Origin of the sequence: Amycolatopsis sp. w19 (genome assembly GCF_051373225.1) — a bacterium.
GTDB classification, from domain to species: Bacteria; Actinomycetota; Actinomycetes; order Mycobacteriales; family Pseudonocardiaceae; genus Amycolatopsis; species Amycolatopsis japonica.
In genome coordinates this window covers 165,762-188,882 of the sequence record NZ_JBPQFM010000012.1, presented here as the reverse complement: position 1 = coordinate 188,882, position 23,121 = coordinate 165,762, and the positions used below count along the sequence as shown (strand labels likewise).

At 69.6% G+C, this 23,121-nt stretch carries 22 protein-coding genes; 7 read left to right on the top strand and 15 right to left on the bottom strand.

Annotated elements, in window-relative coordinates; translation table 11 throughout:
* The first annotated feature begins 331 nt into the window (after positions 1-331).
* Both ACSMFO_RS23785 and ilvD read left to right on the top strand, forming a co-directional pair.
* Positions 332-790: a PH domain-containing protein gene (locus ACSMFO_RS23785; RefSeq protein WP_436460551.1), complete on the top strand. Its 459-nt coding sequence runs from the start codon at positions 332-334 to the stop codon at positions 788-790.
* 63 nt (positions 791-853) lie between these two features.
* Positions 854-2,698 (top strand): dihydroxy-acid dehydratase, encoded by a 1,845-nt coding sequence (ilvD, locus tag ACSMFO_RS23780; RefSeq protein WP_360085256.1) that lies wholly within the window; start codon positions 854-856, stop codon positions 2,696-2,698.
* Positions 2,699-2,764: 66 nt separating this feature from the next.
* Here ilvD and ACSMFO_RS23775 read toward each other — a convergent pair whose 3' ends face one another.
* The 3 genes from ACSMFO_RS23775 to ACSMFO_RS23765 form a co-directional block, all read right to left on the bottom strand.
* Positions 2,765-3,307: a DoxX family protein gene (locus ACSMFO_RS23775; RefSeq protein ID WP_436460592.1), complete on the bottom strand. Its 543-nt coding sequence runs from the start codon at positions 3,305-3,307 to the stop codon at positions 2,765-2,767.
* Between the two features lie 77 nt (positions 3,308-3,384).
* On the bottom strand, positions 3,385-4,203 hold the full coding sequence (locus ACSMFO_RS23770; RefSeq protein ID WP_436460591.1) for a DUF72 domain-containing protein: 819 nt from the start codon (positions 4,201-4,203) through the stop codon (positions 3,385-3,387).
* A gap of 32 nt (positions 4,204-4,235) precedes the next feature.
* Positions 4,236-5,141, bottom strand: a complete 906-nt coding sequence (locus ACSMFO_RS23765; protein WP_436460550.1) for a 2-hydroxyacid dehydrogenase — start codon at positions 5,139-5,141, stop codon at positions 4,236-4,238.
* 62 nt (positions 5,142-5,203) lie between these two features.
* Between ACSMFO_RS23765 and ACSMFO_RS23760 the strand changes: the two genes are divergently transcribed.
* Entirely contained in the window at positions 5,204-6,427 is a 1,224-nt protein-coding gene (locus ACSMFO_RS23760) for a PQQ-dependent sugar dehydrogenase (protein ID WP_436460549.1), read from the top strand.
* Between the two features lie 7 nt (positions 6,428-6,434).
* Here ACSMFO_RS23760 and ACSMFO_RS23755 read toward each other — a convergent pair whose 3' ends face one another.
* From ACSMFO_RS23755 to gatC, 6 genes are all read right to left on the bottom strand, one after another.
* Entirely contained in the window at positions 6,435-7,832 is a 1,398-nt protein-coding gene (locus tag ACSMFO_RS23755) for an alpha/beta hydrolase family protein (RefSeq protein ID WP_436460548.1), read from the bottom strand.
* 26 nt (positions 7,833-7,858) lie between these two features.
* Entirely contained in the window at positions 7,859-8,554 is a 696-nt protein-coding gene (locus ACSMFO_RS23750; protein WP_436460547.1) for a cupin, read from the bottom strand.
* A 66-nt stretch (positions 8,555-8,620) separates the two neighbouring features.
* Positions 8,621-9,130, bottom strand: coding sequence for a hypothetical protein (locus ACSMFO_RS23745; RefSeq protein WP_436460546.1), 510 nt, complete (start codon positions 9,128-9,130; stop codon positions 8,621-8,623).
* Positions 9,123-10,628: an Asp-tRNA(Asn)/Glu-tRNA(Gln) amidotransferase subunit GatB gene (gene gatB, locus ACSMFO_RS23740; protein WP_360085241.1), complete on the bottom strand. Its 1,506-nt coding sequence runs from the start codon at positions 10,626-10,628 to the stop codon at positions 9,123-9,125. The genes ACSMFO_RS23745 and gatB overlap by 8 nt, the downstream gene beginning before the upstream one ends.
* Positions 10,625-12,142, bottom strand: a complete 1,518-nt coding sequence (gene gatA, locus ACSMFO_RS23735) for an Asp-tRNA(Asn)/Glu-tRNA(Gln) amidotransferase subunit GatA (protein ID WP_038509349.1) — start codon at positions 12,140-12,142, stop codon at positions 10,625-10,627. The genes gatB and gatA overlap by 4 nt, the downstream gene beginning before the upstream one ends.
* The gene (gene gatC / locus ACSMFO_RS23730) at positions 12,139-12,438 is read right to left on the bottom strand and encodes an Asp-tRNA(Asn)/Glu-tRNA(Gln) amidotransferase subunit GatC (protein ID WP_005162012.1); all 300 of its coding nucleotides are present in this window, start codon (positions 12,436-12,438) and stop codon (positions 12,139-12,141) included. Before gatC ends, gatA begins: the two co-directional genes overlap by 4 nt.
* A 244-nt stretch (positions 12,439-12,682) precedes the next feature.
* Between gatC and ACSMFO_RS23725 the strand changes: the two genes are divergently transcribed.
* A complete protein-coding gene (locus ACSMFO_RS23725; protein WP_037341914.1) occupies positions 12,683-13,336 on the top strand; it encodes an amino acid-binding protein in 654 nt (217 codons plus the stop codon).
* Between the two features lie 73 nt (positions 13,337-13,409).
* On the opposite strand, the gene ACSMFO_RS23720 is transcribed toward ACSMFO_RS23725, so the two are convergent.
* From ACSMFO_RS23720 to ACSMFO_RS23705, 4 genes are read right to left on the bottom strand one after another with little or no spacing between them, the layout of a single operon-like run.
* Complete coding sequence (locus ACSMFO_RS23720) at positions 13,410-13,907, bottom strand: GNAT family N-acetyltransferase (protein WP_436460545.1); 498 nt, start codon at positions 13,905-13,907, stop codon at positions 13,410-13,412.
* Entirely contained in the window at positions 13,900-16,035 is a 2,136-nt protein-coding gene (ligA, locus tag ACSMFO_RS23715; protein ID WP_436460544.1) for an NAD-dependent DNA ligase LigA, read from the bottom strand. The genes ACSMFO_RS23720 and ligA overlap by 8 nt, the downstream gene beginning before the upstream one ends.
* A 10-nt stretch (positions 16,036-16,045) precedes the next feature.
* On the bottom strand, positions 16,046-16,750 hold the full coding sequence (locus tag ACSMFO_RS23710; RefSeq protein WP_073848117.1) for a hypothetical protein: 705 nt from the start codon (positions 16,748-16,750) through the stop codon (positions 16,046-16,048).
* Between the two features lie 22 nt (positions 16,751-16,772).
* Positions 16,773-17,810 carry a methionine synthase gene (locus tag ACSMFO_RS23705; RefSeq protein WP_436460543.1) on the bottom strand — a complete coding sequence of 346 codons (1,038 nt, stop codon included), beginning with the start codon at positions 17,808-17,810 and terminating at the stop codon, positions 16,773-16,775.
* 121 nt (positions 17,811-17,931) lie between these two features.
* On the opposite strand from ACSMFO_RS23705, the gene ACSMFO_RS23700 reads away from it, so the two are divergent.
* From ACSMFO_RS23700 to ACSMFO_RS23690, 3 genes are all read left to right on the top strand, one after another.
* On the top strand, positions 17,932-18,741 hold the full coding sequence (locus ACSMFO_RS23700) for a phospholipid scramblase-related protein (RefSeq protein WP_400563156.1): 810 nt from the start codon (positions 17,932-17,934) through the stop codon (positions 18,739-18,741).
* A 503-nt stretch (positions 18,742-19,244) separates the two neighbouring features.
* The gene (locus tag ACSMFO_RS23695; protein ID WP_436460542.1) at positions 19,245-20,282 is read left to right on the top strand and encodes an MBL fold metallo-hydrolase; all 1,038 of its coding nucleotides are present in this window, start codon (positions 19,245-19,247) and stop codon (positions 20,280-20,282) included.
* Complete coding sequence (locus ACSMFO_RS23690; RefSeq protein ID WP_436460541.1) at positions 20,279-20,722, top strand: N-acetyltransferase family protein; 444 nt, start codon at positions 20,279-20,281, stop codon at positions 20,720-20,722. The genes ACSMFO_RS23695 and ACSMFO_RS23690 overlap by 4 nt, the downstream gene beginning before the upstream one ends.
* Before the next feature lie 80 nt (positions 20,723-20,802).
* On the opposite strand, the gene mnmA is transcribed toward ACSMFO_RS23690, so the two are convergent.
* Positions 20,803-21,894 carry a tRNA 2-thiouridine(34) synthase MnmA gene (gene mnmA, locus ACSMFO_RS23685; protein WP_436460540.1) on the bottom strand — a complete coding sequence of 364 codons (1,092 nt, stop codon included), beginning with the start codon at positions 21,892-21,894 and terminating at the stop codon, positions 20,803-20,805.
* A gap of 5 nt (positions 21,895-21,899) precedes the next feature.
* The gene (locus ACSMFO_RS23680; RefSeq protein WP_436460539.1) at positions 21,900-23,096 is read right to left on the bottom strand and encodes a cysteine desulfurase family protein; all 1,197 of its coding nucleotides are present in this window, start codon (positions 23,094-23,096) and stop codon (positions 21,900-21,902) included.
* Positions 23,097-23,121: the final 25 nt, after the last annotated feature.

Here is a 23,121-nt window from a genome sequence, read left to right as displayed (position 1 = left end):
CACTAGTCATCGCTGTTTGCCTCGTCTTGTCTAGTCACTCGTTCGGGTATTCATTGGCTGGTTCGGCAGTGAAACTCTATCCAGGCAACAAAAAACCCCCGCCGACCGGAGTGGTCGCACGAGGGTCGCGCGTCGACGCAGCGGAGACTTCCCTAAGCGTCGACGCGCTTGGGAAGTACGAGGCCGGTCTGCGTTGTCACGAGAGTGAAGCTAGCCGGTCGCCGTCAAGAGTGTCAACTCTGCGGGACGGCGATTCCGCATGCTGGACACCTTCGGCGCGTGGTGCGACCCGCGTTCGGGGCCACGGAGGCGGCGGTGCACCATCTTTGACGTGGCAGAAGAAAAGCAGCGGGAACAGGCGAACGAGGACCGCAAGGCCGTCTTCAAAATCCCGAACACGGCATTGCTGGCGATCGCTTTCCTCGTCGTTTGTGTGACGCCTGTCGCGTTCGGCGACGTGCCGTATCTCCAGTGGCTCTACCTCTTCCCGATCGCGCTGGCGGTGTTCGTCATCCGGACCCGCACGACGGCGACGGCCGAGGGACTGGAGGTACGGACGATGTTCGGGCGGAAGGATCTGCCGTGGACCTCCCTCAAGGGCCTCGCCATCACTGACAAGGCGAAGGTGCAGGCGGTACTGAAGGACGAGACCAAGGTCGCCCTGCCTGCCGTGCGCACCCGTCATCTTCCGGTGATCTCGCTGGTCAGCGCGGGCCGGATGGCCGATCCCTCCGGGCTGACCGACGACCTGGCCGAGGCTCCGGAAAAGCGCGACGCTTCCGGGGAGTAGGATTGGTAGGACCAGTTTGGCGCTCGTTCGCCCTGGTCCCCATCCCGAACCTTGGAGTCAGCCGTGCCTCAACTCCGTTCCCGGACCACCACCCACGGCCGCAACGCGGCGGGCGCGCGCTCGCTCTGGCGCGCCACCGGAATGACCGACAGCGACTTCGGCAAGCCGATCGTCGCCATCGCGAACTCCTACACCCAGTTCGTGCCGGGACACGTGCACCTCAAGGACCTCGGCGAGATCGTGGCGGACGCGGTGAAGGAGGCGGGCGGTGTCGCCCGCGAGTTCCACACGATCGCCGTCGACGACGGGATCGCCATGGGGCACAGCGGGATGCTCTACTCGCTGCCCTCGCGCGAGATCATCGCCGACTCCGTCGAGTACATGGTGAACGCGCACCAGGCCGACGCTCTGGTCTGCATCTCCAACTGCGACAAGATCACCCCGGGCATGCTGAACGCCGCCATGCGGCTGAACATCCCGGTGGTGTTCGTCTCCGGTGGACCGATGGAGGCCGGGAAGGCCGTCGTCGTCGGCGGGGTCGCGCAGGCGCCGACCGACCTCATCACCGCGATCGCCGCGTCGGCCAGCAGCGAGGTCGACGAGGACGGGCTGTCCATTGTGGAGCGCTCGGCCTGCCCGACCTGTGGTTCGTGCTCGGGGATGTTCACCGCGAACTCGATGAACTGCCTCACCGAGGCGCTCGGGCTCTCGCTGCCCGGCAACGGCTCCACACTCGCCACGCACGCCGCCCGCAAGGCGCTCTTCGAAGACGCCGGGCGCACGGTCGTCGAGCTGTGCAAGCGCTGGTATGAGCAGGACGACGAGTCCGTGCTCCCGCGCTCGATCGCGTCGAAGAAGGCTTTCGAGAACGCGATGGCCCTCGACATGGCGATGGGCGGTTCGACCAACACGGTGCTGCACATCCTCGCCGCCGCGCAGGAGGGCGAGGTCGACTTCACGATCGACGACATCGACGCCATCGGCCGTCGCGTGCCGTGCCTGTCGAAGGTCGCGCCGAACTCGGACTACCACATGGAGGACGTCCACCGCGCCGGCGGAATCCCGGCGATCCTCGGCGAACTGCACCGCGGCGGGCTGCTGAACACCGACGTCCACTCCGTGCACTCGCCGGATCTGGAGTCGTGGCTGTCCACTTGGGACATCCGGGCGAAGGAGCCGTCGGAGCGGGCGATCGAACTGTTCCACGCCGCTCCGGGCGGAGTCCGCACCACGGAGGCGTTCTCCACCGAGAACCGTTGGTCCTCTTTGGACACCGATGCCGCCGGCGGCTGCATCCACGACGTCGAGCACGCCTACACCAAGGACGGCGGGCTCGCGATCCTGCGCGGCAACCTCGCCGAGAACGGCGCCGTCATCAAGTCGGCGGGCATCGACGAGGAACTGTGGCATTTCGAGGGCCCGGCCCGGGTGCTGGAAAGCCAGGAGGAGGCGGTTTCGGCCATCCTCAAGAAGGAGATCCAGCCCGGTGAGGTGCTGGTGATCCGCTACGAAGGCCCGGCGGGCGGCCCGGGGATGCAGGAGATGCTGCACCCGACGGCGTTCCTCAAGGGCTCGGGGCTGGGGAAGAAATGCGCACTGATCACCGACGGCCGGTTCTCCGGCGGCTCGTCGGGCATCTCGGTCGGGCACATCTCGCCCGAGGCCGCCGCGGGCGGGGCGATCGGCCTGGTCCAGAACGGCGACCGGATCCTGCTCGACGTCCACGAGCGGCGGCTCGAACTGCTCGTCGACGAGGACGTGCTCGCCGAGCGGCGCGCGAAGATGGAGGCGAGCGAGCGGCCGTGGCAGCCGGTCTCGCGGGACCGGAAGGTCACCGCCGCGCTGCGGGCCTACGCGCGGATGGCGACTTCGGCCGACACCGGCGCCGTCCGGGACCCGAACAAGTAGGCCACGAGCATGCATTCAGAGGACTAAATGCGCAACGAGCGCATTTAGTCCTCTCAATGCGAGCGGTCAGCGGCAGAGGACGATCACCACGACCGAGGCGGCCGCGGCCAGCAGCAACCCGATCAGCCCGAACGAAAGCGGCCGCTTCCGCCACGGGGTGTTGACGTCCAGCGCGATCCGCCCGGAGCCCGCGAGCAGGACGGTCAGCGAGGCCGCGGCCAGCAGGAGCTCGAACTCGAAGCCCTGCCCCTGCTTCTGGAAGAACCCGCCGCCGAACTTCACGTAGACGATGTTCGCGCAGACGCCGAGCAGCGCGGCGGCGCCGACCGGGGTGAACAGGCCCACCAGCACGAGCGCGCCGCCGACCACCTCGCTGATCCCGGTGATCCACGAAAGCAGCGTGGTCTGGCTGGTGTAGCCGAAGTCGCCGAGTGCCCTGGCGAAGCCGCCGACCCCAGGGCCGCCGAAGGCACCGAAGAGGTGCTGGAGCCCGTGCGCGCCCATCGTCACGCCGAGCACCACTCGCAGGACGAGCAGACCGAGATCGATCCCGCCCCTGGTCTCCGCCGGGCCGGGGCCGCTGTCGGCGTCGGCCACGTCCGAGATCATGCTGGTCTGATAGTCATCGCTCACGCGCGAAGGGTAGGGGAAACCGGCCCGTCAGGCGACCGAACCGCCGGAGCGGCTCAGAACAAGGTCGCGGGCTCGACCGGTTCGGGCTCCGGCAGCGGGTCGAGCCCGGGCACCAAGGCACGCACGTCGTCGTGGAAGCGGCGGGCGAGCGCCGGTGCGTCGTCGTTGTCGGGGGTGTGCACGAAGACCGTCGGCGACCGGCCCTCGCGCAGCCATCCGGCGACCACCTCGGTCCACGGCCGCCATCCCGCGACGGTCTCCTCGGTCGCGTCCCGGCCCAGGTAGCGGACGATCGGCCGGTCGGTCAGCGCCCGCGTCCGCCGCGGCAACCGGGGCTTCTTCGCCCAGGCGTCCTGTTCGGCCTCGCTGATCGGCGGACTCGCGAAGAAGACCTCGGTGTCGAACGGCACCCACTCGGCGCCCGCGTCGGCGAGAGTCCTCTCCAGCAGCGAGGTCGCTTCGGTGTAGAACGCCGGGTGACGCACCTCCACGGCGCGCCGGAGACCGGCGGGGAGGCGGCGCAGGAAGCGACCGAGAACCTCGGCGTCCGGCGGACCGAACGAGCCGGGCAGCTGGGTCCACAGGACCGCCCGTTCGCCGAGGGGTTCGATCGCGTCCAGGAACGCCCGCATCTCGGTCTCGACACCGGCGAGCCGCTTCTCGTGCGTGACGACCTTGGGCAGCTTGACGACGAACCGGAAGCCGGGCCCGGTCTGCCGCGCCCACGTCTCGACGGTTTCCCTCGCGGGGGTCGCGTAGAAGGTCGTGTTGCCTTCGACCGCGTTGCACCAGCCGGCGTAGGCCCGCAGGCGTTCCCCGGCGGGCAGCGACCGCGGGAGGAACCGGCCCGCCCACGCCTTGTGCGTCCACATCGCGCACCCGACACGAAGATTCGCCACGATGCTCAGTATTCGCCGTGGACCAGGTTCTTCGGCAGCTCCCCGCCCAGATAGTGGCTCAGTTCCCGGACCACCACCGCGTAGGCGCGCTGCCGCCGCCCGCTGACGGCGCCCGCGACATGCGGTGTCAGCAGCAGTCCCGGCACGTCCCACAGCGGGTGCCCTTCGGGCAGGGGCTCCGGGTCGGTGACGTCGAGGGCGGCGCGCAGCCGTCCCGACGCGAGTTCCGCGACGAGCGCGTCCGTGTCCACGACCGGGCCCCTCGACACGTTGACGAGGATCGCGCCGTCCGGCATCGCGGCCAGGAACCCCGCGTCGACCATGCCCCGCGTATGCGGCGTGAGCGGCACCATCAGGACGGTGATGTCGTGTTCGGCCAGCAGGCCGGGGAGTTCGTCGTTGCCGTGGACGCCCTCGCGGGCCGTCGCGCCCACCATCGTGCAGCGGACGTCGAACGTCTCCAGCCGACGGCGCAGATGCCTGCCGAGGTCGCCCGCGCCGACGATGAGTGCCCGCTTGCCCTGCAGGGTGTCGGTGATCCGGCGTTCCCAGTGCTTCCGCCGGTGGCCGTCGGCGAAACCGCCGAGGTCCCGGTAGATCGTCAAGAGGACCGCGACGACCCACTCGGCCGAGCTTCCGCCGTGCGCGCCGCGGCAGGTCGAGAGCAGCACGCCGTCCGGCACCTTGCCGACCCAGTCCTCGGCGCCCGCCGCCAGCAGCTGCACGAGCTTGACGTTCGGCAGTTCGCGCCAGAGTTCCTCGCTGGGCCCCTCGCCGGTCACGAGGACCTCGGCCTCGGCGGCTTCGGCGGGCACCGGCTCCCCGCGGCGGTACACCACCGGACGCACGCCCTCGATCTCCGAAAGCGCGGCCACTCCCTCTTCGTCGGGCACGAGAACGGTCACAGTCATGATCACAACGGTATCGAGGAGCTCTTACCCGTGGCTCACGTACGCCCGCCTAGGCTGGGCCCGTGCGTACCCGGTACCGGTGGAAATGGACCGCGCCGCTGGCCATCCTGGCCTGCGGCGCGATGATGCTCTCCGGGTGCGCCGAATTCGACAACACCGCCGCCGGGCAGAAGTTCACCCCGGTCAACCCGCCGTCCCCCGAGGTCCCGCCGCAGATCGGGCCCGGCGGTGAAGCGGGCGACGCCGGCCCCGGCCGGGGAAACGGGCCGAACCAGGCACCGACGCCGGTCCCGCCGCCGCAGGGCTGCAAGGACTTCGACAAGGCCGTCATCGCGACCTGCCTGGACACCGTCGCCGCCGTGGCCGCGATCCCCGGCGACGGCACCGCGCCCAGCGCGCTCGCCGGAGAACGCAAAAGCGGCCGGATCCTGCTCGCCGCCGCGGAGAAGGACCCGGCCGACTGGGCGATCGTCCCCGTGGACGGCTCCAGCGACGGCGGCCTCACCTCGCTCGCCCTCTCCCCGGGCTTCGCCGAAGACCAGCTCGTCTTCGCCTACATCACCACGCCGACCGACAACCGGGTCGTCCGCCTGGCGAAGGGCCAGGCGCCGAAACCGGTGCTGACCGGGATCCCCAAGGGGGCCACCGGCAACCGCGGCGCGATCGGCACCGACGCCAAGGGCGCGCTCCTGGTCGCCACCGGCGACGCGGGCAACCCCGGGCTCGCGGCCGATCCGGCGTCGCTGGCCGGGAAGGTGCTGCGCATCGACACCTCCGGCAAACCGGCGCCGGGCAATCCCACGGCGGGTTCCGCGGTCTTCTCCACCGGCGTGCACTCCCCCGGCGGGATCTGCCGCGACCAGGCCGGTTCCCGCGTGTGGCTCACCGACCGGCTGGCCGACAAGGACGTCCTGTACCGGCTTCGCGGTGGCCAGCCGCTGACCACGCCGGCCTGGAGCTGGACCGACAAACCCGGTGTCGCGGGGTGCGCGGATTTCGTCGGCACCACCGGGTATCTCTCGATCACCACGTCCATCGCGGGCAACCTGCAGAACCTGCCGGTCACCCCGGACGGGGCGGTGACCGGCAAGCCCAACGTCGTCATGGACGGCAAGGTCGGCAAGCCGCCGAAGACCTTCGGCAGGCTGTCCGCGATGAGCATGGTCAACCCGCAGATCGCGCTCGCCGGGACGGTCAACAAGGACGGCGGTTCCCCGGTTTCGAGCGACGACCGCGTCGTCATCATCACGCCGTCGGCCAGTTCCGGCGGGGGCGGCAAGGACTGAGCGGCCCTTAGCTGGACGGCCGCGGGTGCGGCGCCGGGGTGAACCGCGTGAACGACGGCGGCATCGCCTTCTCCTTGCCGTTCGGGTCGAACAGCTCCGGCACGAGCCGGTAGCCGTCCCCCAGCGCGTTCGCGGCGGCGGTGAGCCTGCGCGGTTCGGTGGACGGCCAGCGGCCGGTCTCCGCCCGGGACAGCAGGGTGCGCAGCAGGACGATCTCCTCGGCCGCGTTGAACGAACAGTGACCACCCCGGGCGACGTAGGTCTGCCGCAGCAGAGCGGGATCGCCGTTGCGCCGGACCTGGTCGCCGTACCAGCGGGCCTGTCCCGCCACGGCGCCGCCGTCACCGGTGGTGTGCGTGGTCAGCACGGGCGACGGAGTGGTGCCGCGCGCGACGGTGTGGCGCTCCATGTGCGCCTGCGCCTTCGGATCCGCCGAGATCCGCGGAGCCGCGGCGAGCCGGTCCAGGTCGGCTTCCAGATCCACGCCGCCCGTCCGGTAGGCCTGCCGGACCAGGTCGAGACCGGTGGACCGGGCGAGCTGACGCCGGTAGTCGATCCCGGTGTTCGACGACGGGTTCCCGCCTGCCCGGCGCTCGATTTCGGGACGCGCGCCCGGTCCGTAGCCGTACAGGTAGGCGCCGGTGACCCACATCGCCTGCTGGGCGAGGCGGTCGGCCAGTGCCGTCGGCTCCGGCTCGTGTGCGAGCGCCCAGCCCGGGACGGTGCCCAGCGCTCCGGCCAGCGCGATCCGCGCCCGGCCCGCGTCGGTCTTCTGTGCTTCGGCGACGACCGCTTCGAGAGCCGCCTTCGAGGCCTCCGGGTCACGAGGCCGGACCAGGTCGATGTCCGCGTCCGGCGCCAGCAGCGTCTTGAGTGCGAAGAGCATGTCCAGCGCGCTGTTCCACGTGCCGTGCGCGTCGTACTCGCCGCACTGCGCCAGGACACCGTCGAACCGGCCCGGGTTGTTCTCGGCCAGCTTCAGGGAGATCACGGCGCCCATGGACATTCCACTCGTGATGGTCCGCCGCGGCTTGCCCACGTTGGCCTCGAACCAATCGAGCAGCGCGATCTGGTCGGTCAAGGCCTCCTCGATCGCGTGCCCGAAGGTGCCCTTGTAGTTCGACGCGGCCAGCGCGTAACCCTGGTCCAGCAGCCAAGACTCGGTCTCGGGTCTGGTGGCCAGCATGATCTGCTTCGGCGCCCACGGGTCCACGTAGAGCCCGTGGCTGTAGAGCACCAGCGTGCCGTTCCAGCGTTTCGGCACTTTGACCAGGTAATCGGCGCCGTCGATGGTGCCCTCGTGGGTCCGCCGGCGTTCTCCGGCGGCCGCGGGCGCGACGGTGAACAGCGCGCCGAGAAGGACCGCGACGAGCACGGTGACGAGTGTCCTGCGTGAAGTGGTCATGCAGGACAAAATAGGTGACCAAATGGTCACATGTCAATCCGGTACTCCGTCCGCCTCCCGCACATCCCGTAACCGTCCTCTTCGGACGGACCGGCGACCCGCACGCCGGACTGCTCCAAGTGGCTCGCGTCGCCGTTCGCGAGCGCCCTCAAATGCTCGCCGGTCAACTCGGCGGCGGCCAGCGCACCGGATCGCCAGCGCGGGAGCCAGGCCTCGACCTTCGGCGCGACCAACGCGGCGGCTGCGCGATGGAACTCCCTGAGCGGGCCGGGATCTCCCGCGACGAGCGCGTCCCGGATCGGCAGGTAGCCCTCGATCGCGAGGTCACGGCGACGACGGGCCGCGTCGTCGTCGACGGGCATCGCGGCGGCCTTCGCGTACACGTCCGGGTCGGCGAGAACCGGCGGCGGGAAGGTGAACACCGCGTCACCCGCTTCGGGCAACCCGCTGTTCTGCATGAGCACGGTGATCCGCAGGTCGTCGCGTTGCACCATCCGGTGGACGGTGCCCGGCGCGAACCACGCGACGACACCGGCTTCGAGTTCGGTCTCCCGGTAGCCGCCGACGTCGAGCGTCTGCACCGCGCCGCGTCCGCCGGTGACGACGTAGGCCTCGGTGCAGGCGAGATGCAGATGCGGGCTGCCGCCGCACACCCCGTCCGCGGCTTCCCATTCGTAGGCGCACAGATGGGAAAGTCCGATACCGCCAGGAAGCGGGAACACGGTGACCTCCGTTCAGAAAGCGCTTTCTCAACGCCGCATTCAGAGGACTAAATGCGAGAGGGGGACTCAGGGACGACGGGTGCGGGTCTCGGCACGCAGGCGCCGGACGTCGAAGAACGCCACGACGACGGAGACCGCGGCGGCCACCAGGCCGAGATGGCGGCCGAGGCCGGTCCCGATTTCGATACCGGCGGCGGAAAGGATCCCGCGCTGGTCGGCGTCGAACTGCCAGTCGAGGGTGGTCCAGCCGAGCACCATCAGCAGCAGCGCGCCGATGGCCGCCATCAGCCACAGATGCGGCAGGCCCGCCCGTCGGACGGCGTCGACACGGCCGAACAGCACGACCGCGAGGCCGGGCAGGAACAGGAGGAAGAGCGGCGCCCAAGCGAGGAAACCGGAACGCCACGCGTCGCGCGTGACGTCGGTGGCGGGCAACGTCCTCAGCACGTCTTCGATTTCCGAGCGCGAGGCGGTCAGCGTCGTCCACGGAAGGAACAAGGCCACCAGCGCGAGCAGCCCGGCCGCGAGGCCGAGCCACTCACGCCAGGTGACCTTCTTCAAAGCGAGATCAGGCACCGACTCGCTCGACGATCAGTTCGCGCACGCGCTTGGCGTCGGCCTGGCCCTTGGTGGCCTTCATGACCGCGCCGACGATCGCCCCGGCCGCGGCCACCTTGCCGCCGCGGATCTTCTCGGCGACGTCGGGCTGCGCGGCCAGCGCCTCGTCGACCGCCGCGATGAGCGCGGAATCGTCGGAGACGACCTTCAGGCCACGCTTCTCGACGACCTCGGACGGCGAACCCTCTCCGGCGAGCACGCCCTGCACGACCTCCTTGGCCAGCTTGTTGGTCAGCTCACCGGCGTTGACCAGCGCGATGACCTCGGCCAGCTGCGCCGGGGTGATCGCCAGCTCGGCCAGCTCGATCTCGCGGGAGTTGGCCTCCTGCGCCAGCGTGTTGACCCACCAGCTGCGGGCCTCGTCCGGCGTCGCGCCCGCCTCGACGGTCGCGGCGACCAGGTCGACCGCGCCGACGTTGAGCAGGTCGCGCAGCGCCTCGTCGGTCAGGTTCCACTCCTGCTGGATGCGCTTGCGGCGCTCCGACGGCATCTCGGGCAGCGTCTTGCGCAGTTCCTCGACCCATTCGCGCGACGGCGCGATCGGGACCAGGTCGGGCTCCGGGAAGTACCGGTAGTCCTCGGCGGTCTCCTTGGTGCGGCCCGACGACGTGGTGCCGTCGGCCTCCTGGAAGTGCCGCGTCTCCTGCTTGATGGAGCCGCCCTCGGCGAGGATCGCCGCCTGGCGGGTCATCTCGTAGCGCACGGCGCGCTCGACGCTGCGCAGCGAGTTGACGTTCTTGGTCTCGGTGCGCGTGCCGAACTCGGTCGCGTCCTTGGCCATCAGCGAAACGTTCGCGTCGCAGCGCAGGGAACCCTGGTCCATGCGGACGTCGGAGACGTCGAGCGCGCTCAGCAGGTCGCGCAGGGCGCTCACGTACGCGCGGGCGACCTCGGGGGCGCGGCCGCCGGTGTGCTCGATCGTCTTGGTGACGATCTCGATCAGCGGCACGCCGGCGCGGTTGTAGTCGAGCAGCGAGTGCTCGGCACCGTGGATCCGCCCGGTGGCGCCGCCGACGTGCAGCGACTTGCCGGTGTCCTCCTCCATGTGCGCGCGCTCGATCTCGACGCGCACGACCTCACCGTCGTCCAGCGTCACGTCGAGGTAGCCGTTGAAGGCGATCGGCTCGTCGTACTGCGAGGTCTGGAAGTTCTTCGGCATGTCCGGGTAGAAGTAGTTCTTCCGGGCGAACCGGCACCATTCGGCGATCTCGCAGTTGAGCGCGAGGCCGATGCGGATCGCACCCTCGACCGCCTTGCCGTTCACGACCGGCAGCGAACCGGGCAGGCCGAGACAGGTCGGGCACACCTTGGTGTTCGGCTCGCCGCCGAACTCGTTGGCGCAGCCGCAGAACATCTTGGTGTTCGTGTTCAGCTCGACGTGCACCTCGAGGCCCAGCACCGGGTCGAACCGCTCGATGACGTCGGCGTAGTCCATCAACTCAACCACGGCGGTCACTTCTTTCCTCCCAGCTCCGGAACCTCGTGCACCAGCGAGCCACCGTTGGCGGCGTCGCGCGCGACCTCGTAGGCGGCGCCGACGCGGTACAGCCGGTCGTCGGCCATCGCCGGGGCCATGATCTGCAGGCCGACCGGCAGGCCGTCCTCATGCGACAGTCCACTCGGGACACTCATCGCGGCGTTGCCGGCGAGGTTCGACGGGATGGTGCAGAGGTCCGCCAGGTACATCGCCATCGGGTCGTCGACGCGCTCGCCGATCTTGAACGCCGTGGTCGGCGTGGTCGGCGAGACCAGCACGTCCACCTTTTCGTACGCGGCTTCGAAATCGCGCGTGATGAGCGTGCGGACCTTCTGCGCCGAGCCGTAGTACGCGTCGTAGTAGCCCGAGGAAAGCGCGTACGTGCCGAGCATGATGCGGCGCTTGACCTCGGGACCGAAGCCCTTCTCGCGGGTCAGCGACATGACCTCTTCGGCGCTGTGCGCGCCGTCGTCGGACACGCGCAGGCCGTAGCGCATGGCGTCGAACCGGGCGAGGTTCGACGAGCACTCGCTCGGCGCGATCAGGTAGTACGCGGGCAGCGCGTAGGTGAAGTTCGGGCACGAGACCTCGACGACCTCGGCGCCGAGCGCGCGCAGCTGCTCGACGGCGGCCTCGAACGACCGCAACACGCCCGGCTGGTAGCCGTCGCCGGCGAATTCCTTCACCACGCCGACGCGGACGCCCTTGAGGTCACCGGTCAGGCCCTGGCGGGCCGCGGCGACCACCGGCGGGACCGGCGCGTCGATCGAGGTCGAGTCCATCGGGTCGTACCCGGCGATGACCTCGTGCAGCAGGGCGGCGTCGAGCACCGTCCGCGCGCAGGGACCGGCCTGGTCGAGCGAGGAGGAGAAGGCGACGAGACCGTAGCGGGAGACACCGCCGTACGTCGGCTTCACGCCGACGGTGCCGGTGACCGCGCCGGGCTGGCGGATCGAGCCGCCGGTGTCGGTGCCGATCGCGATCGCGGCCTCGAACGCCGCGATGGACGCCGAGGAGCCGCCACCGGAACCGCCCGGGATGCGGGCGTGGTCCCACGGGTTGTGGGTCGGGCCGAACGCGGAGTTCTCCGTGGAGGAGCCCATCGCGAACTCGTCCATGTTGGTCTTGCCGAGCACCACGACACCGGCCTCGCGCAGCTTGCGCGTCACGGTGGCGTCGTACGGCGGGATCCAGTTCTCCAGGGTCTTCGAACCGACCGTGGTCGGGATGCCCTTGGTGGTCAGCACGTCCTTGAGCGCCAGCGGGACACCGGCGAGGGCCGACTTCGGCGCCTTGCCCTCGGCGACGTCGGCGTCCACCGCGCGGGCGGCTTCGAGCGCGCCCTCGGTGTCGACGTGCAGGAACGCGTGGATGTGGTCATCGACCTCGGCGATCCGGTCCAGGTGGGCCTGGGCGACCTCGACGGCCGAAACCTCACGGGACTGGATCTTCTCCGCCAGCTCGGCGGCGGTGAGCTTGATGAGTTCGGTCACTGTTCTTCTCCCAGAATCCGCGGCACCCGGAAACGACCCTCTTCGCTGGCCGGCGCACCGGCCAGCGCCTGCTGCTGGGTCAGCCCCGGTCGGACCGTGTCCTCACGGAACACGTTGGTCAGCGGCACGGCGTGCGACGTGGGCGGGACATCCTCGCCTGCGACCTCGCTCACCTTGGCCACCGAGTCCAGGATCTGGTCGAGCTGGCCTGCGAAGACGTCCAGCTCCTCTTCGGTGACGGCAAGCCTGGCCAGCTTGGCGAGGTGTGCGACCTCGTCGCGGGAAATGTTGGGCACGCGGGTGACTCCCGGGGTGTGCTGTGCGGGTTCTGTCGGAAGCTGCAAGTCTATGGTGGCGGCGTCGGCGAACTCGACTGGGTTATGCCGCGGCCTGCGCTCCCATGTCGGGTAAGGAGTGCCTGGTTCGTTATCCCGCGCCCCGGACGTCGGGTCCCATTACCTCGTCCGGTCTGTCACAATCGGCGCCCGGCGTAGCGCGTTCCACGGCGAGGCTGGGACGCCTGAGGCGAGAGGGGCGCGTGTGTCGTTCCTGATCCGGGTCCAATTACCGGACACCCCGGGGACCCTCGGCGCGGTCGCCACCGCGCTCGGCACCGTCGGCGCCGACATCCTGAGCGTGGACGTCGTCGAACGGGGCGGCGGTGTCGCCATCGACGACCTCGTCGTCGAAATCCCCTCCGGCAGGCTGCCGGACGCGCTGATCACCGCCGCCGAAAGCGTCGACGGGGTCGAGGTCGACGCCGTCCGGCCATACGCCGGGGTGCTGGACACCCATCGTGAGCTCGAACTGGTCGAGGAGATCGCCGCGAAGCCCGCTTCGGGGCTGGAGATCCTCGCCGAAGGTGTGCCGAGGATCATCCGGGCGGGCTGGGCCGTCGTCGTCGAGCACGCCGAGGCCGGCGCGATCCGGCTGGCGTCGTCCAACGCCGCGCCCGAGACGCCGATCACCGACCTGCCGTGGCTGCCGCTGGAACGCGCCACCATCCTCGACGCCGAGGAGGCCTGGGTGCCGGAAACGTGGAAGGAACTGGGGACCGAGCTCGCGGCGACGCCGCTGGGGAAGCCGGGCAAGGCGCTGCTGGTCGCGCGGCCGGGCGGGCCGAACTTCCGGGCCGCCGAGGTGGCGCGGTTGGCGCATTTCGCCGGCATCGTCGCGGTCGTGCTGGACAGCTGACCTCATGCATTTCGTCCTCTGAATGCGGTGGTTGCACGCGCAAGTACCGCATTCAGAGGACTAAATGCGGGGGTTAGGTGAGCTCCAGGCGGTACGCGATCAGGGTCACCCCGGGATGCGGCTCCCAGTCCCGCTCGGGCAGCCGCACGAAGCCGAGCCGCTCGTAGAGCCGGTGGGCCCGCGTCATCGTCTCCAGGCTGCACAGCACCACCCTCGCGACGGCGAGTTCCCGCGCCCGCGCGATGACCGCCCTGGTCAGCGCCTCGCCGATACCGCGCCCGGTCGCCGAAGGCAGCACCCCGAGCATGCGGAACTCCAGCTCGCCTTCGCGGGACAGCTCGGCGAAGGGCGTCCCCGGGTGGGCGATGGTGACCGTGCCGACGAGCGTGCCGTCCCCGTCCACCGCGACCAGCAGTTCCGCCAGCTCCGCCCGCCGGGCGGCGTCGAGCAGTTCGGTGGCGTAGCCCACGCCGTCGACGAGGCTCCGCTCCGCCGAGTACGCGGCCAGCGTGAGCTCGCCGACGGCCGTCAGCTCCTCCGGCCGCACGGGCCGGATCTCCAGGTCACTCACCGCTGTCCTCCTCGCCGGTCGGCAGCGCGAGCTCGGCCGCGGCCTCGGGCCCGTCTTCCAGCAGCACACGGAAGCCGTTCTCGTCGAGCACCGGCACTTTCAGCTGCACGGCCTTGTCGTACTTCGTGCCCGGCGCGTCGCCGACGACGACGAACGCCGTCTTCTTCGACACCGAACCGGCCGCCTTCCCGCCGCGGGCCATGATGAACTCCTTGGCCTCGTCTCGGGAGTAGTCGTTCAGCGAGCCGGTGACGACGATGGACAGGCCTTCGAGGTTGCGCGGGACGGATTCGTCGCGTTCCTCCTCCATCCGCACGCCCGCCGCGCGCCACTTCTCGACGATCTCACGATGCCAACCAACCTCGAACCACTCCTTCGCGGCTCGCACGATGGTCGGGCCGACACCGTCGACGGCGGCGAGCTCCTCTTCGGAGGCGTTCTCGATCCGTTCCAGTGAACCGAATTCCCGCGCGAGCGCCTGCGCGGCCGTCGGTCCGACGTGCCGGATCGACAGCCCGACGATGACCCTCCACAGTGGACGATCTTTGACGGTTTCCAGGTTCTCCAGCAGTTTGCGCCCGTTGGCCGACAGCTCCCCCGCCTTGGTGCGGAACAGCTCGACCTGGAGCAGCTTCTCCTCGTCCAGGTCGAAGATGTCGCCCTCGTCGTGCACGACGCCGGCGTCCAGCAGTGCCACCGCGGCCTCGTACCCGACCACCTCGATGTCGAAGACGTTCCGGCTCGCGAGGTGGAACAGCCGCTCCCTCCGCTGCGCGGGGCAGAACTGCGCGTTGGGGCAACGGATGTCGATGTCGCCCTCCTTCTGGTACGCCAGTTCGGTGTCGCAGTTGGGGCAGCGCAACGGCATGACGAACTCGCGCTCTTCGCCGGTGCGCGCGTCGGCGACCGGGCCGAGCACCTCGGGGATGACGTCGCCCGCCTTGCGGATGACGACCTTGTCCCCGATCAGCACGCCCTTGCGCTTGACCTCTTCCTGGTTGTGCAGCGTCGCCATCGCGACCGTGGACCCGGCCACCTTCACCGGCTCCATCACCGCGAACGGGGTGACCCGCCCGGTGCGGCCGACGTTGACCTGGATGTCCAGGAGCGTGGTGATCGCCTCTTCCGGCGGGTACTTGTAGGCGATCGCCCAGCGCGGCGCGCGCGACGTCGTGCCGAGACGGCGCTGCAACGCGACCTCGTCGACCTTGATGACGACGCCGTCGATCTCGTGCTCGGCGTCGTGCCTGTGCTCTCCCCAGTACCGGATGTGCTCCAGCAGCTCCTTGCCGGACGTCAGCACCTTGCTGTGCGGCGAGACCGGCAGGCCCCACGCGGCGAGCGCGTCGTACGCCTCGGACTGGCGCTTCGGCTCGAAACCCTCGCGTTTGCCGAGGCCGTGGCAGATCAGCCTCAGGTTGCGCGACTTCGTGATCTTGGGATCCTTCTGCCGCAACGAACCGGCGGCCGTGTTGCGCGGGTTCGCGTACGGATCCTTGCCCGCTTCGACCATCTTCGCGTTCAGCGCCAGGAAATCCTCGACGCGGAAGAAGACCTCACCGCGAACCTCGACCAGTGCGGGCACCGGGAACCCGTCCGTCGCGGTCAACCGCTCCGGCACCTGCTCCAGCGTGCGGACGTTGAGCGTGACGTCCTCGCCGGTGCGGCCGTCGCCCCTGGTCAGCGCGCGCGTCAGGCGGCCGTTTTCGTACAGCAGGTTGATCGCGAGCCCGTCGATCTTCAGCTCGGCGAGGTACTTCGTCGCGCCGATCTCCTTCTGGACCCGCTCGACCCAGGCCTCGAACTCCTCGGTGTCGAAGACGTTGTCGAGGCTGAGCATGCGCTCGAGGTGGTCGTGCGCGACGAACTCGGTGGAGAACGTGCCGCCGACGTTCTGCGTCGGCGACTCCGGCGTCACCAGCCCCGGATGCTCGTCCTCGATGGCCTGGAGTTCGTTGAGCAGCTCGTCGAACTGGCCGTCGGACACGATCGGTGAATCCAGCACGTAGTACCGGAACTGGTGGCCGCGGATCTCCTCCGCCAGCAGGGCATGCCTTTCACGGACGTCGGCGGGCACGTCCGTGACGTCCTGTGCGGACTCGATGTTTTCGGGAAGTTCGCTGCTCACGGGGGTAACCCTAGTCGGGGGTACCGACATTTCCGGGCTCCGGTGAACCGAGTCCGCCGACCATTTCGCGTAGTTCGAGCAGGGTCAGCTGTCCGTCCTGGGCCTCGGTCACCAGTTCGACCTTGCCGAGGCGTTCGGCCGCGACACGCTCACCCAGCGTGGCGTCCAGCGGCAGGAAGGTCATGGTCGTCCGGGTCTCCGGCGCCAGCTCTTCGATCAGCGGATGGAACACGGTCACGTCCACCCGTCCGGCTGATTCGTCCACCTTCGCGGTCACCCGGACGTCGGCGAGCGCGATGCGGGTCTCGCCGAGGTTGACGGTGACTTCACTCGGATCGGGGACGGGCGGCACGGAGTCGTGGTACTCCCAGATCGCGTCCTCCGGCGGCGCCGCGGCCTTCCACGCGTCGGTGTACGGGCGCAGTTCCGGATCCTCCTGGCCGGTCAGCACCAGCGAGTAGATCGCCCGGTGCCCACGATCGAGGGAGAAGTGCAGCCGGGGATGCAGCGCCTCGACGATGGTGCAGAGGTCGTGTTCCACCCGATGCGGTTCACGGTCGCCGAGGGCGGCGCTGACCTCCGGCAGGAGCGCGAACCACGCCTCCCAGAACGTCGCCGCCGCGGCGGCCGCGTCCTCGGGGACCGGCTGCTCCGGCCAGGCGGTGCGGGGGTCGGGAACGTCCTCGGTCTTGCGGGAACGGCGGAACAGACGCATGACGGGCACGCTACCGCGCCGCTCACCAGCCTTCAGGCGGTTCGGTGAAAGCCTTGCCGGACTCACGGCTGAGCGTGAGCGCGCGGCGCATCCACTCGGGAGTGGCACCCGCGAGGCCGCACGCCGACGTCGGCACGACCTGTTGCGCGAGGATTTCGCGGCGGAAGCCGAGCCGGTCGACGAGCTTGAGCACGGGCGAGACCACCTCACGCAGTTCCACCGGCACGCCGGGGTCGGCGGTGGGGACGAGGCCGAGCATCAGCGTCGTGCCGGAGTCCAGCGTCTCGCCGATTTCGTCGAGCAGCGCCGGCGAAGCGCCCTTCAGCAAGGCGAAGTCGAACGCGATCGCTTTCGCCCCCGCCGCGCGCAGCAACGAGATCGGCGGCTTCTCGGCGCAGCAGTGCACCGCGACCGGCTGACCGGTGATGCGCTCCGCCCCCGAGATCACCGTCGACAGCAGTTCACGGGCCTCCGGCGCCGGAACGGCGGGAACGGTGCCGTAGCCGGACGCCGTCGGGAGATCACCGGCGAGGACCGCGGGCAGCGACGGCTCGTCGAACTGGATCACGACGGGCGAGCCGATACGCGACTTCAGTTCGTCGACATGCTCCGCCAGTCCGTCGAGCAGCGAAGCGGCGAAATCACGCAACGCGCCCCTGTCGGTGAGGACCCGGTGCCCGCGCGGGAGTTCGATGTTCGCGGCCAGCGTCCACGGCCCGGCGACCTGGATCTTGAAGGCGGGCGGCGCGGCGCCTGCCTTCTCCCTCGCCTCCTGGACGGCGTCGAGATCCCAGCTCATCAGGTCGAGGGCCCGGCGGTGGTCGTGCCCGGGACGGGCGGCGACGCGGTAGCCGCTCGGCACCACTTCGACCGCGAGGTCGACCAGCAACGCCGCCGTCCGGCCGATCATGTCGGCGCCGACGCCGCGGGCGGGAAGTTCGGGCATACAGGGGAATTCGGGCAGTTCACCGAACACGATCGAAGCGGCCTCGACCGGATCGGTGCCGGGCAGGGAACCGATCGCGGTGGCCGCGCCAAGGGGCCAAGGTCGTTCGTTCACACCCGGATTCTCCCCTTGGTCCGAGTGTGCGGGGAGGCGGGGCACGCCGAGGACACGGACATTCGACGCAATTGCCGTCGACGAGCCCGAGACGGCACCGAGCGCATTACGCTGACCTGCCATGACGAGCTCTCCACAGCCCGCCGGCTGGTATCCCGACCAGCAGAACCCCCGGATGTACCGGTGGTGGGACGGGCAGGCCTGGACCGCGAACACGCGGCCGTCGCACGACGCCGAGATGATCGAGCTGGACATCGAAGGCGCGGCCGACCCGAACAAGATCCGGGCGCAGGCGGCGCGGGGGACCCAAGGCCGGGCCACCGGGGTGGTCGGCGGCGGAACACTGTTCTCCGAACCCGTGCTGGTGGTCAACCAGCGCGCGAAACTCATCGAGATGTCGAACGAGTTCGGTGTGTTCGACCAGAACGGGAACCGCCTCGGCGGCGTCGTCCAGGTCGGGCAGAGCACGTTGAAGAAGGCCATCCGGCTGCTCACGAACTACGACCAGTTCCTGACCCACCGCTTCGAAATCCGCGACGCGAACCACAGCACCGTGCTGAAGGTGACGCGGCCCGCGAAGGTGTTCAAATCCCGGTTCCTGGTGACGAAGGCCGACGACTCCCCCATCGGGGAGATCGTGCAGGAGAACGTCTTCGGCAAGATCCGGCTGGGTTTCGTGGTGAACGGCCAGAAGGTCGGCGGGATCTTCGCGGAGAACTGGCGGGCGTGGAACTTCGTGATCAAGGACCACGCCGACGTCGAGATCGCGCGGATCACCAAGACCTGGGGCGGTTTCGTGAAGGCCGCGTTCACGACCGCCGACAACTACGTCGTCGAGATCCACCGGCCGCTGCGGGATCCGCTGGCGTCGATGGTGGTCGCTTCGGCGCTGACGATCGACACCGCGCTGAAGCAGGACGACAAGGGCTGAGGGGCTCGTGAGGGCCGCCCGTGTCCCCAATGTGGCATTGGGGACGATCAGCGTCTCCCATGCCACATTGGGGGCATCACCCGACGGGGCTCGCTCCTGTTTTGGACTTGCACGAGCGCAATAATGCCCGCGCAGTACTTCAGGGGGTGGAAGGTGAAGGCCCATGGCACGAAAGGGCCGTAGTAACCGGTTCACCGTCAGAGTCAGATTCGAGCTGACACTGACGGCGAACCACGTGGTAACCCCGGGCATGCCGGCGCTGTCCGGCCTGACAACCTTGTACCAGCACTGACCTGGGCGATTCATCGCCGCGGCTGTCCAGTCGGATGGCTCCGGCGATGACATCGCCCGGCATGTTCCGCACTGATCCGCGTGGCCCTGCAACGTGGACCAAACGCCAAGTGACCGGGGTCTCACCCCGCTCAAGTGGACACTCGGCTTCCGGCGGCACAAAGTGGTGGGACTGGGCGGCACACCGGAGTGCGTCCGGGACGGAGGTCACCATGGAGCCGTTGCCGGAAGACGGCGAACGGGACTGGGCCGAGCCAGGCGTCTACACGGTTTCGCCGGGGGTCCATCGGATCCCGCTGCCCTTGCCGCACGACGCGCTGCGCGCGGTCAACGTCTACGTCGTCACCGACGGCACCCGCCTGGTCCTCGTGGACTCGGGCTGGGCGCTGGAGTCGGCACGTGAACGACTTTCGCGCGGGCTGAAGGCACTCGGTGCCGATCTCGGCGACATCGACGAGTTCCTGATCACCCACGTGCATCGCGATCACTACACGCTGGCCGTGGAGCTGCGCCGCGAGTTCGGCGGCAAACTCGGGCTCGGAAAACGGGAAGAGCCATCGCTGGTGCGCTCCGGCGATCCGGATCGTTTCCCGATGGAGGCGCAGGTCGGCCTGCTCCAGAGTTGTGGCGCGGACTCCGTCGTCGAGGAACTCGCCAAGGCCTTCGGCGGCGTCCGGCACACCGAGGCGCATCTGTGGGAGCAGCCCGACGAGTGGCTCGTCCCCGGGAAACGCGCGATCGTGCCTGGCCGCGAGTTCGACGTCGTGCACACGCCGGGCCACACGGACGGGCACGTCGTCTTCGTCGACGACGAGGCGGGGCTGGTGTTCTCGGGCGACCACGTGTTGCCGCACATCACGCCGTCCATCGGCTTCCAGCCGGTGCCCACCGAATTGCCGCTGAGCGACTACCTCGATTCCCTGCGTCTGGTGCGCGAGATGCCGGACCGGCGCATGCTCCCGGCGCACGGCCCCGTCACCGACAGCGTCCACGCCCGCGTGGACGAGTTGCTGGAGCACCACCACGACCGGCTCGAAGTCATGGGCGCCGAGATCTCCGCGGACGTCACGACGGCGTACGAGGTCGCCCTGCGGCTGGGCTGGACGCGCAAGCAGCGCAAGCTGCCCGACATGGACCCGTTCAACCAGATGCTCGCCGTCCTCGAGACCGGTTCGCATCTGGATCTGCTGGTAGCCCAAGGGAAACTCACCTCGACCGAAACCGACGGGGTGCGACACTACGCGTCATGATCATCCGTCAAGCGCGCCGGGAAGACGTCGCGGCGATCGTCCGGATGCTCGCCGACGACCAGATCGGCAGCACCCGTGATTCGGCCGACGACCTCACGCCGTACCTGAAGGCCTTCGAACAGATCGACGCCGATCCGGCGCAACTGCTGATCGTCGCCGACGACGGCGGGGAGGCCGTCGGCACGCTCCAGCTGTCGATCATTCCCGGCCTGGCCAGGAAAGGCGCGCTGCGCGGGCAGATCGAGGCGGTCCGGGTGCGGGCGAGCCATCGCGGCTCCGGTCTCGGCGGCGAGCTGATGACGTGGGCCATCGAAGAATCGCGGCGGCGGGGCTGCGCTCTCGTGCAGCTGACGTCGGACGTGAAACGCGAGGACGCGCACCGGTTCTACGAACGCCTCGGTTTCGAGGCGACGCACACCGGCTTCAAGCTGAAGTGCTAGCCCCTGCCCGCATTTAATCCTCTGGATGCGGTCGTTGCACGCGCAAGGACCGCATTCAGAGGACGAAATGCGGGAGAGGGTTAGCGAGTCCCGGAGATCTTCGCGCTGCCGAGCACCAGGTCGCCCTCGGCGGCATCGGTGCGGTACAGCACGACGACCTGCCCCGGCGCGACGCCGCGCAGCGGCTCACGGAGCTGGATGCTCACCGAGTCACCGGAAACCTCCGCGACGGCCTCGACGATCCCGCCGTGCGCACGCACCTGGACGACGCATTCCGTGGGCCCGTCCAGCGGCCGCTCGCTCGGCCAGATCGGGCGGTCCGCCTCGATCACGTTCACACCGAGATCCCGCGCGGAACCGACCTTCACGGTGCCCGAAACCGGCTCCAGCGAAAGCACGTAACGCGGTCGCCCGTCCGGCGCCGGCGCCTCGATGCCGAGGCCCTTGCGCTGGCCGACGGTGAAACCGTGCACACCGGTGTGCTCACCGAGCACGGCACCGGTCTCGGCGTCGACGAGCTGACCCGGACGCTGCCCGAGCCGCTTCTCCAGGAAGCTCTTCGTGTCACCGTCGGGGATGAAGCAGATGTCGTGGCTGTCGGGCTTCTTCGCCACCGACAGACCGCGGCTCGCGGCCTCGGCGCGGACGTCGGTCTTCCACGAATCACCCAGCGGGAACAGCGAATGCCTCAGCTGCTCCGGGGTGAGCGAGGCCAGCACGTAGGACTGGTCCTTGCCGGAGTCGACGCTGCGCCGCAGCTCCGGCACACCGTCCACAAGGGACAGACGGGCGTAGTGCCCGGTGGCGACGGCGTCGAAGCCGAGCGCCATCGCCTTGTCCAGCAACGCCTCGAACTTGATCTTCTCGTTGCAGGTGACGCACGGGTTCGGCGTCCGGCCGGCGGCGTACTCACCGACGAAGGTCTCGATGACCTCTTCGGTGAAGCGCTCGGCGAAATCCCAGATGTAGAACGGGATGCCGAGGATGTCGGCGGCTCGCCGAGCGTCCCCGGAGTCCTCGATCGTGCAGCAGCCGCGGGATCCGGTGCGCAGCGTGCCGGGCTTCGCCGACAGCGCCAGATGCACGCCGACGACCTCGTGCCCGGCGTCCACGGCGCGCGCGGCGGCCACCGCCGAGTCCACTCCCCCGCTCATCGCGGCCAGTACGCGCATCTTCCTCACACCTCTTGCTTCTGCGTCTGCTTGCGCATTCCGGCGAGTCCCGCCTGCCTCGCCCTGTCGACGACGCCCGCGATCTCCCTCGAAACCGCTTCAACGTCTTCCGGCGCCGAGGTATGCCCGAACGAGAACCGCAGCGACCCGCGCGCGGCCGCGGGTTCGGCGCCCATGGCCAGCAGGACGTGGCTCGGCTGCGCGACACCCGCCGTGCACGCCGATCCGGTGGAACATTCGATGCCCTTGGCGTCCAGGAGCATCAACAGGCTGTCCCCCGCGCAACCGGGGAAGGTGAAATGGGCGTGCGTGGGCAGGCGTTCGCCCTCGCCGCCGTTGAGCACCACGTCCGGCACCTCGCGCCGGACCGCCTCGATCAGGTCGTCGCGCAGTTCGGCGACGCGTTTCGCGTACTCCTCGCGCCCCTCGACCGTGACCTTCACCGCCGTCGCGAACGCGATCACCGCGGGGACGTCGAGCGTGCCCGAGCGCACGCTGCGCTCCTGGCCGCCACCGTGCAGCACCGGCACGCACGCCGTATCGCGTCCGAGCAGCAGCGCGCCGACGCCGTACGGGCCGCCGAGCTTGTGCGCGGTGAGGGTCAGCGCCGCGGCGCCGCTTTCGGCGAAATCGACGGGTACCGCGCCGACGGCCTGGACGGCGTCGGTGTGCAGGGGGATCTCGTGCTCGGCGCAGACGGCGGCGAGTTCGGCGATCGGGTTGACCGTGCCGACCTCGTTGTTCGCCCACATCACGGTGACCAGCGCGACCGTCTCGGGGCTGTCGCCGATGGCGGCGCGCAGCGACTCCGGGGTGACCCGGCCCGCCTCGTCGACCTCGACCCAGCCGATCTCGGCGCCCGCGTGCTGCTCCAGCCACTCGACGGACTCGAGGACAGCGTGGTGCTCGACGGTGCTGCACAGCACCCGTCGGCGCTGCGCGTCCTCGCCGTTGCGGGCCCAGAAGATGCCCTTGACCGCGAGGTTGTCGCTCTCCGTGCCACCGGCGGTGAAGATCACCTCGGACGGCCGGGCGCCCAGCGCCTCCGCGATCACCTCGCGGGCTTCTTCGACCCGGCGGCGGGCGCGGCGTCCCGAGGAATGCAGCGCGGAGGCGTTGCCCACTGTGGACAGCGCCTCGGACATCGCCGCTACGGCTTCGGGCAACATCGGGGTGGTCGCCGCGTGGTCGAGATAGGTCATCGCATCCTTCAGGGTAGCCCGTTCC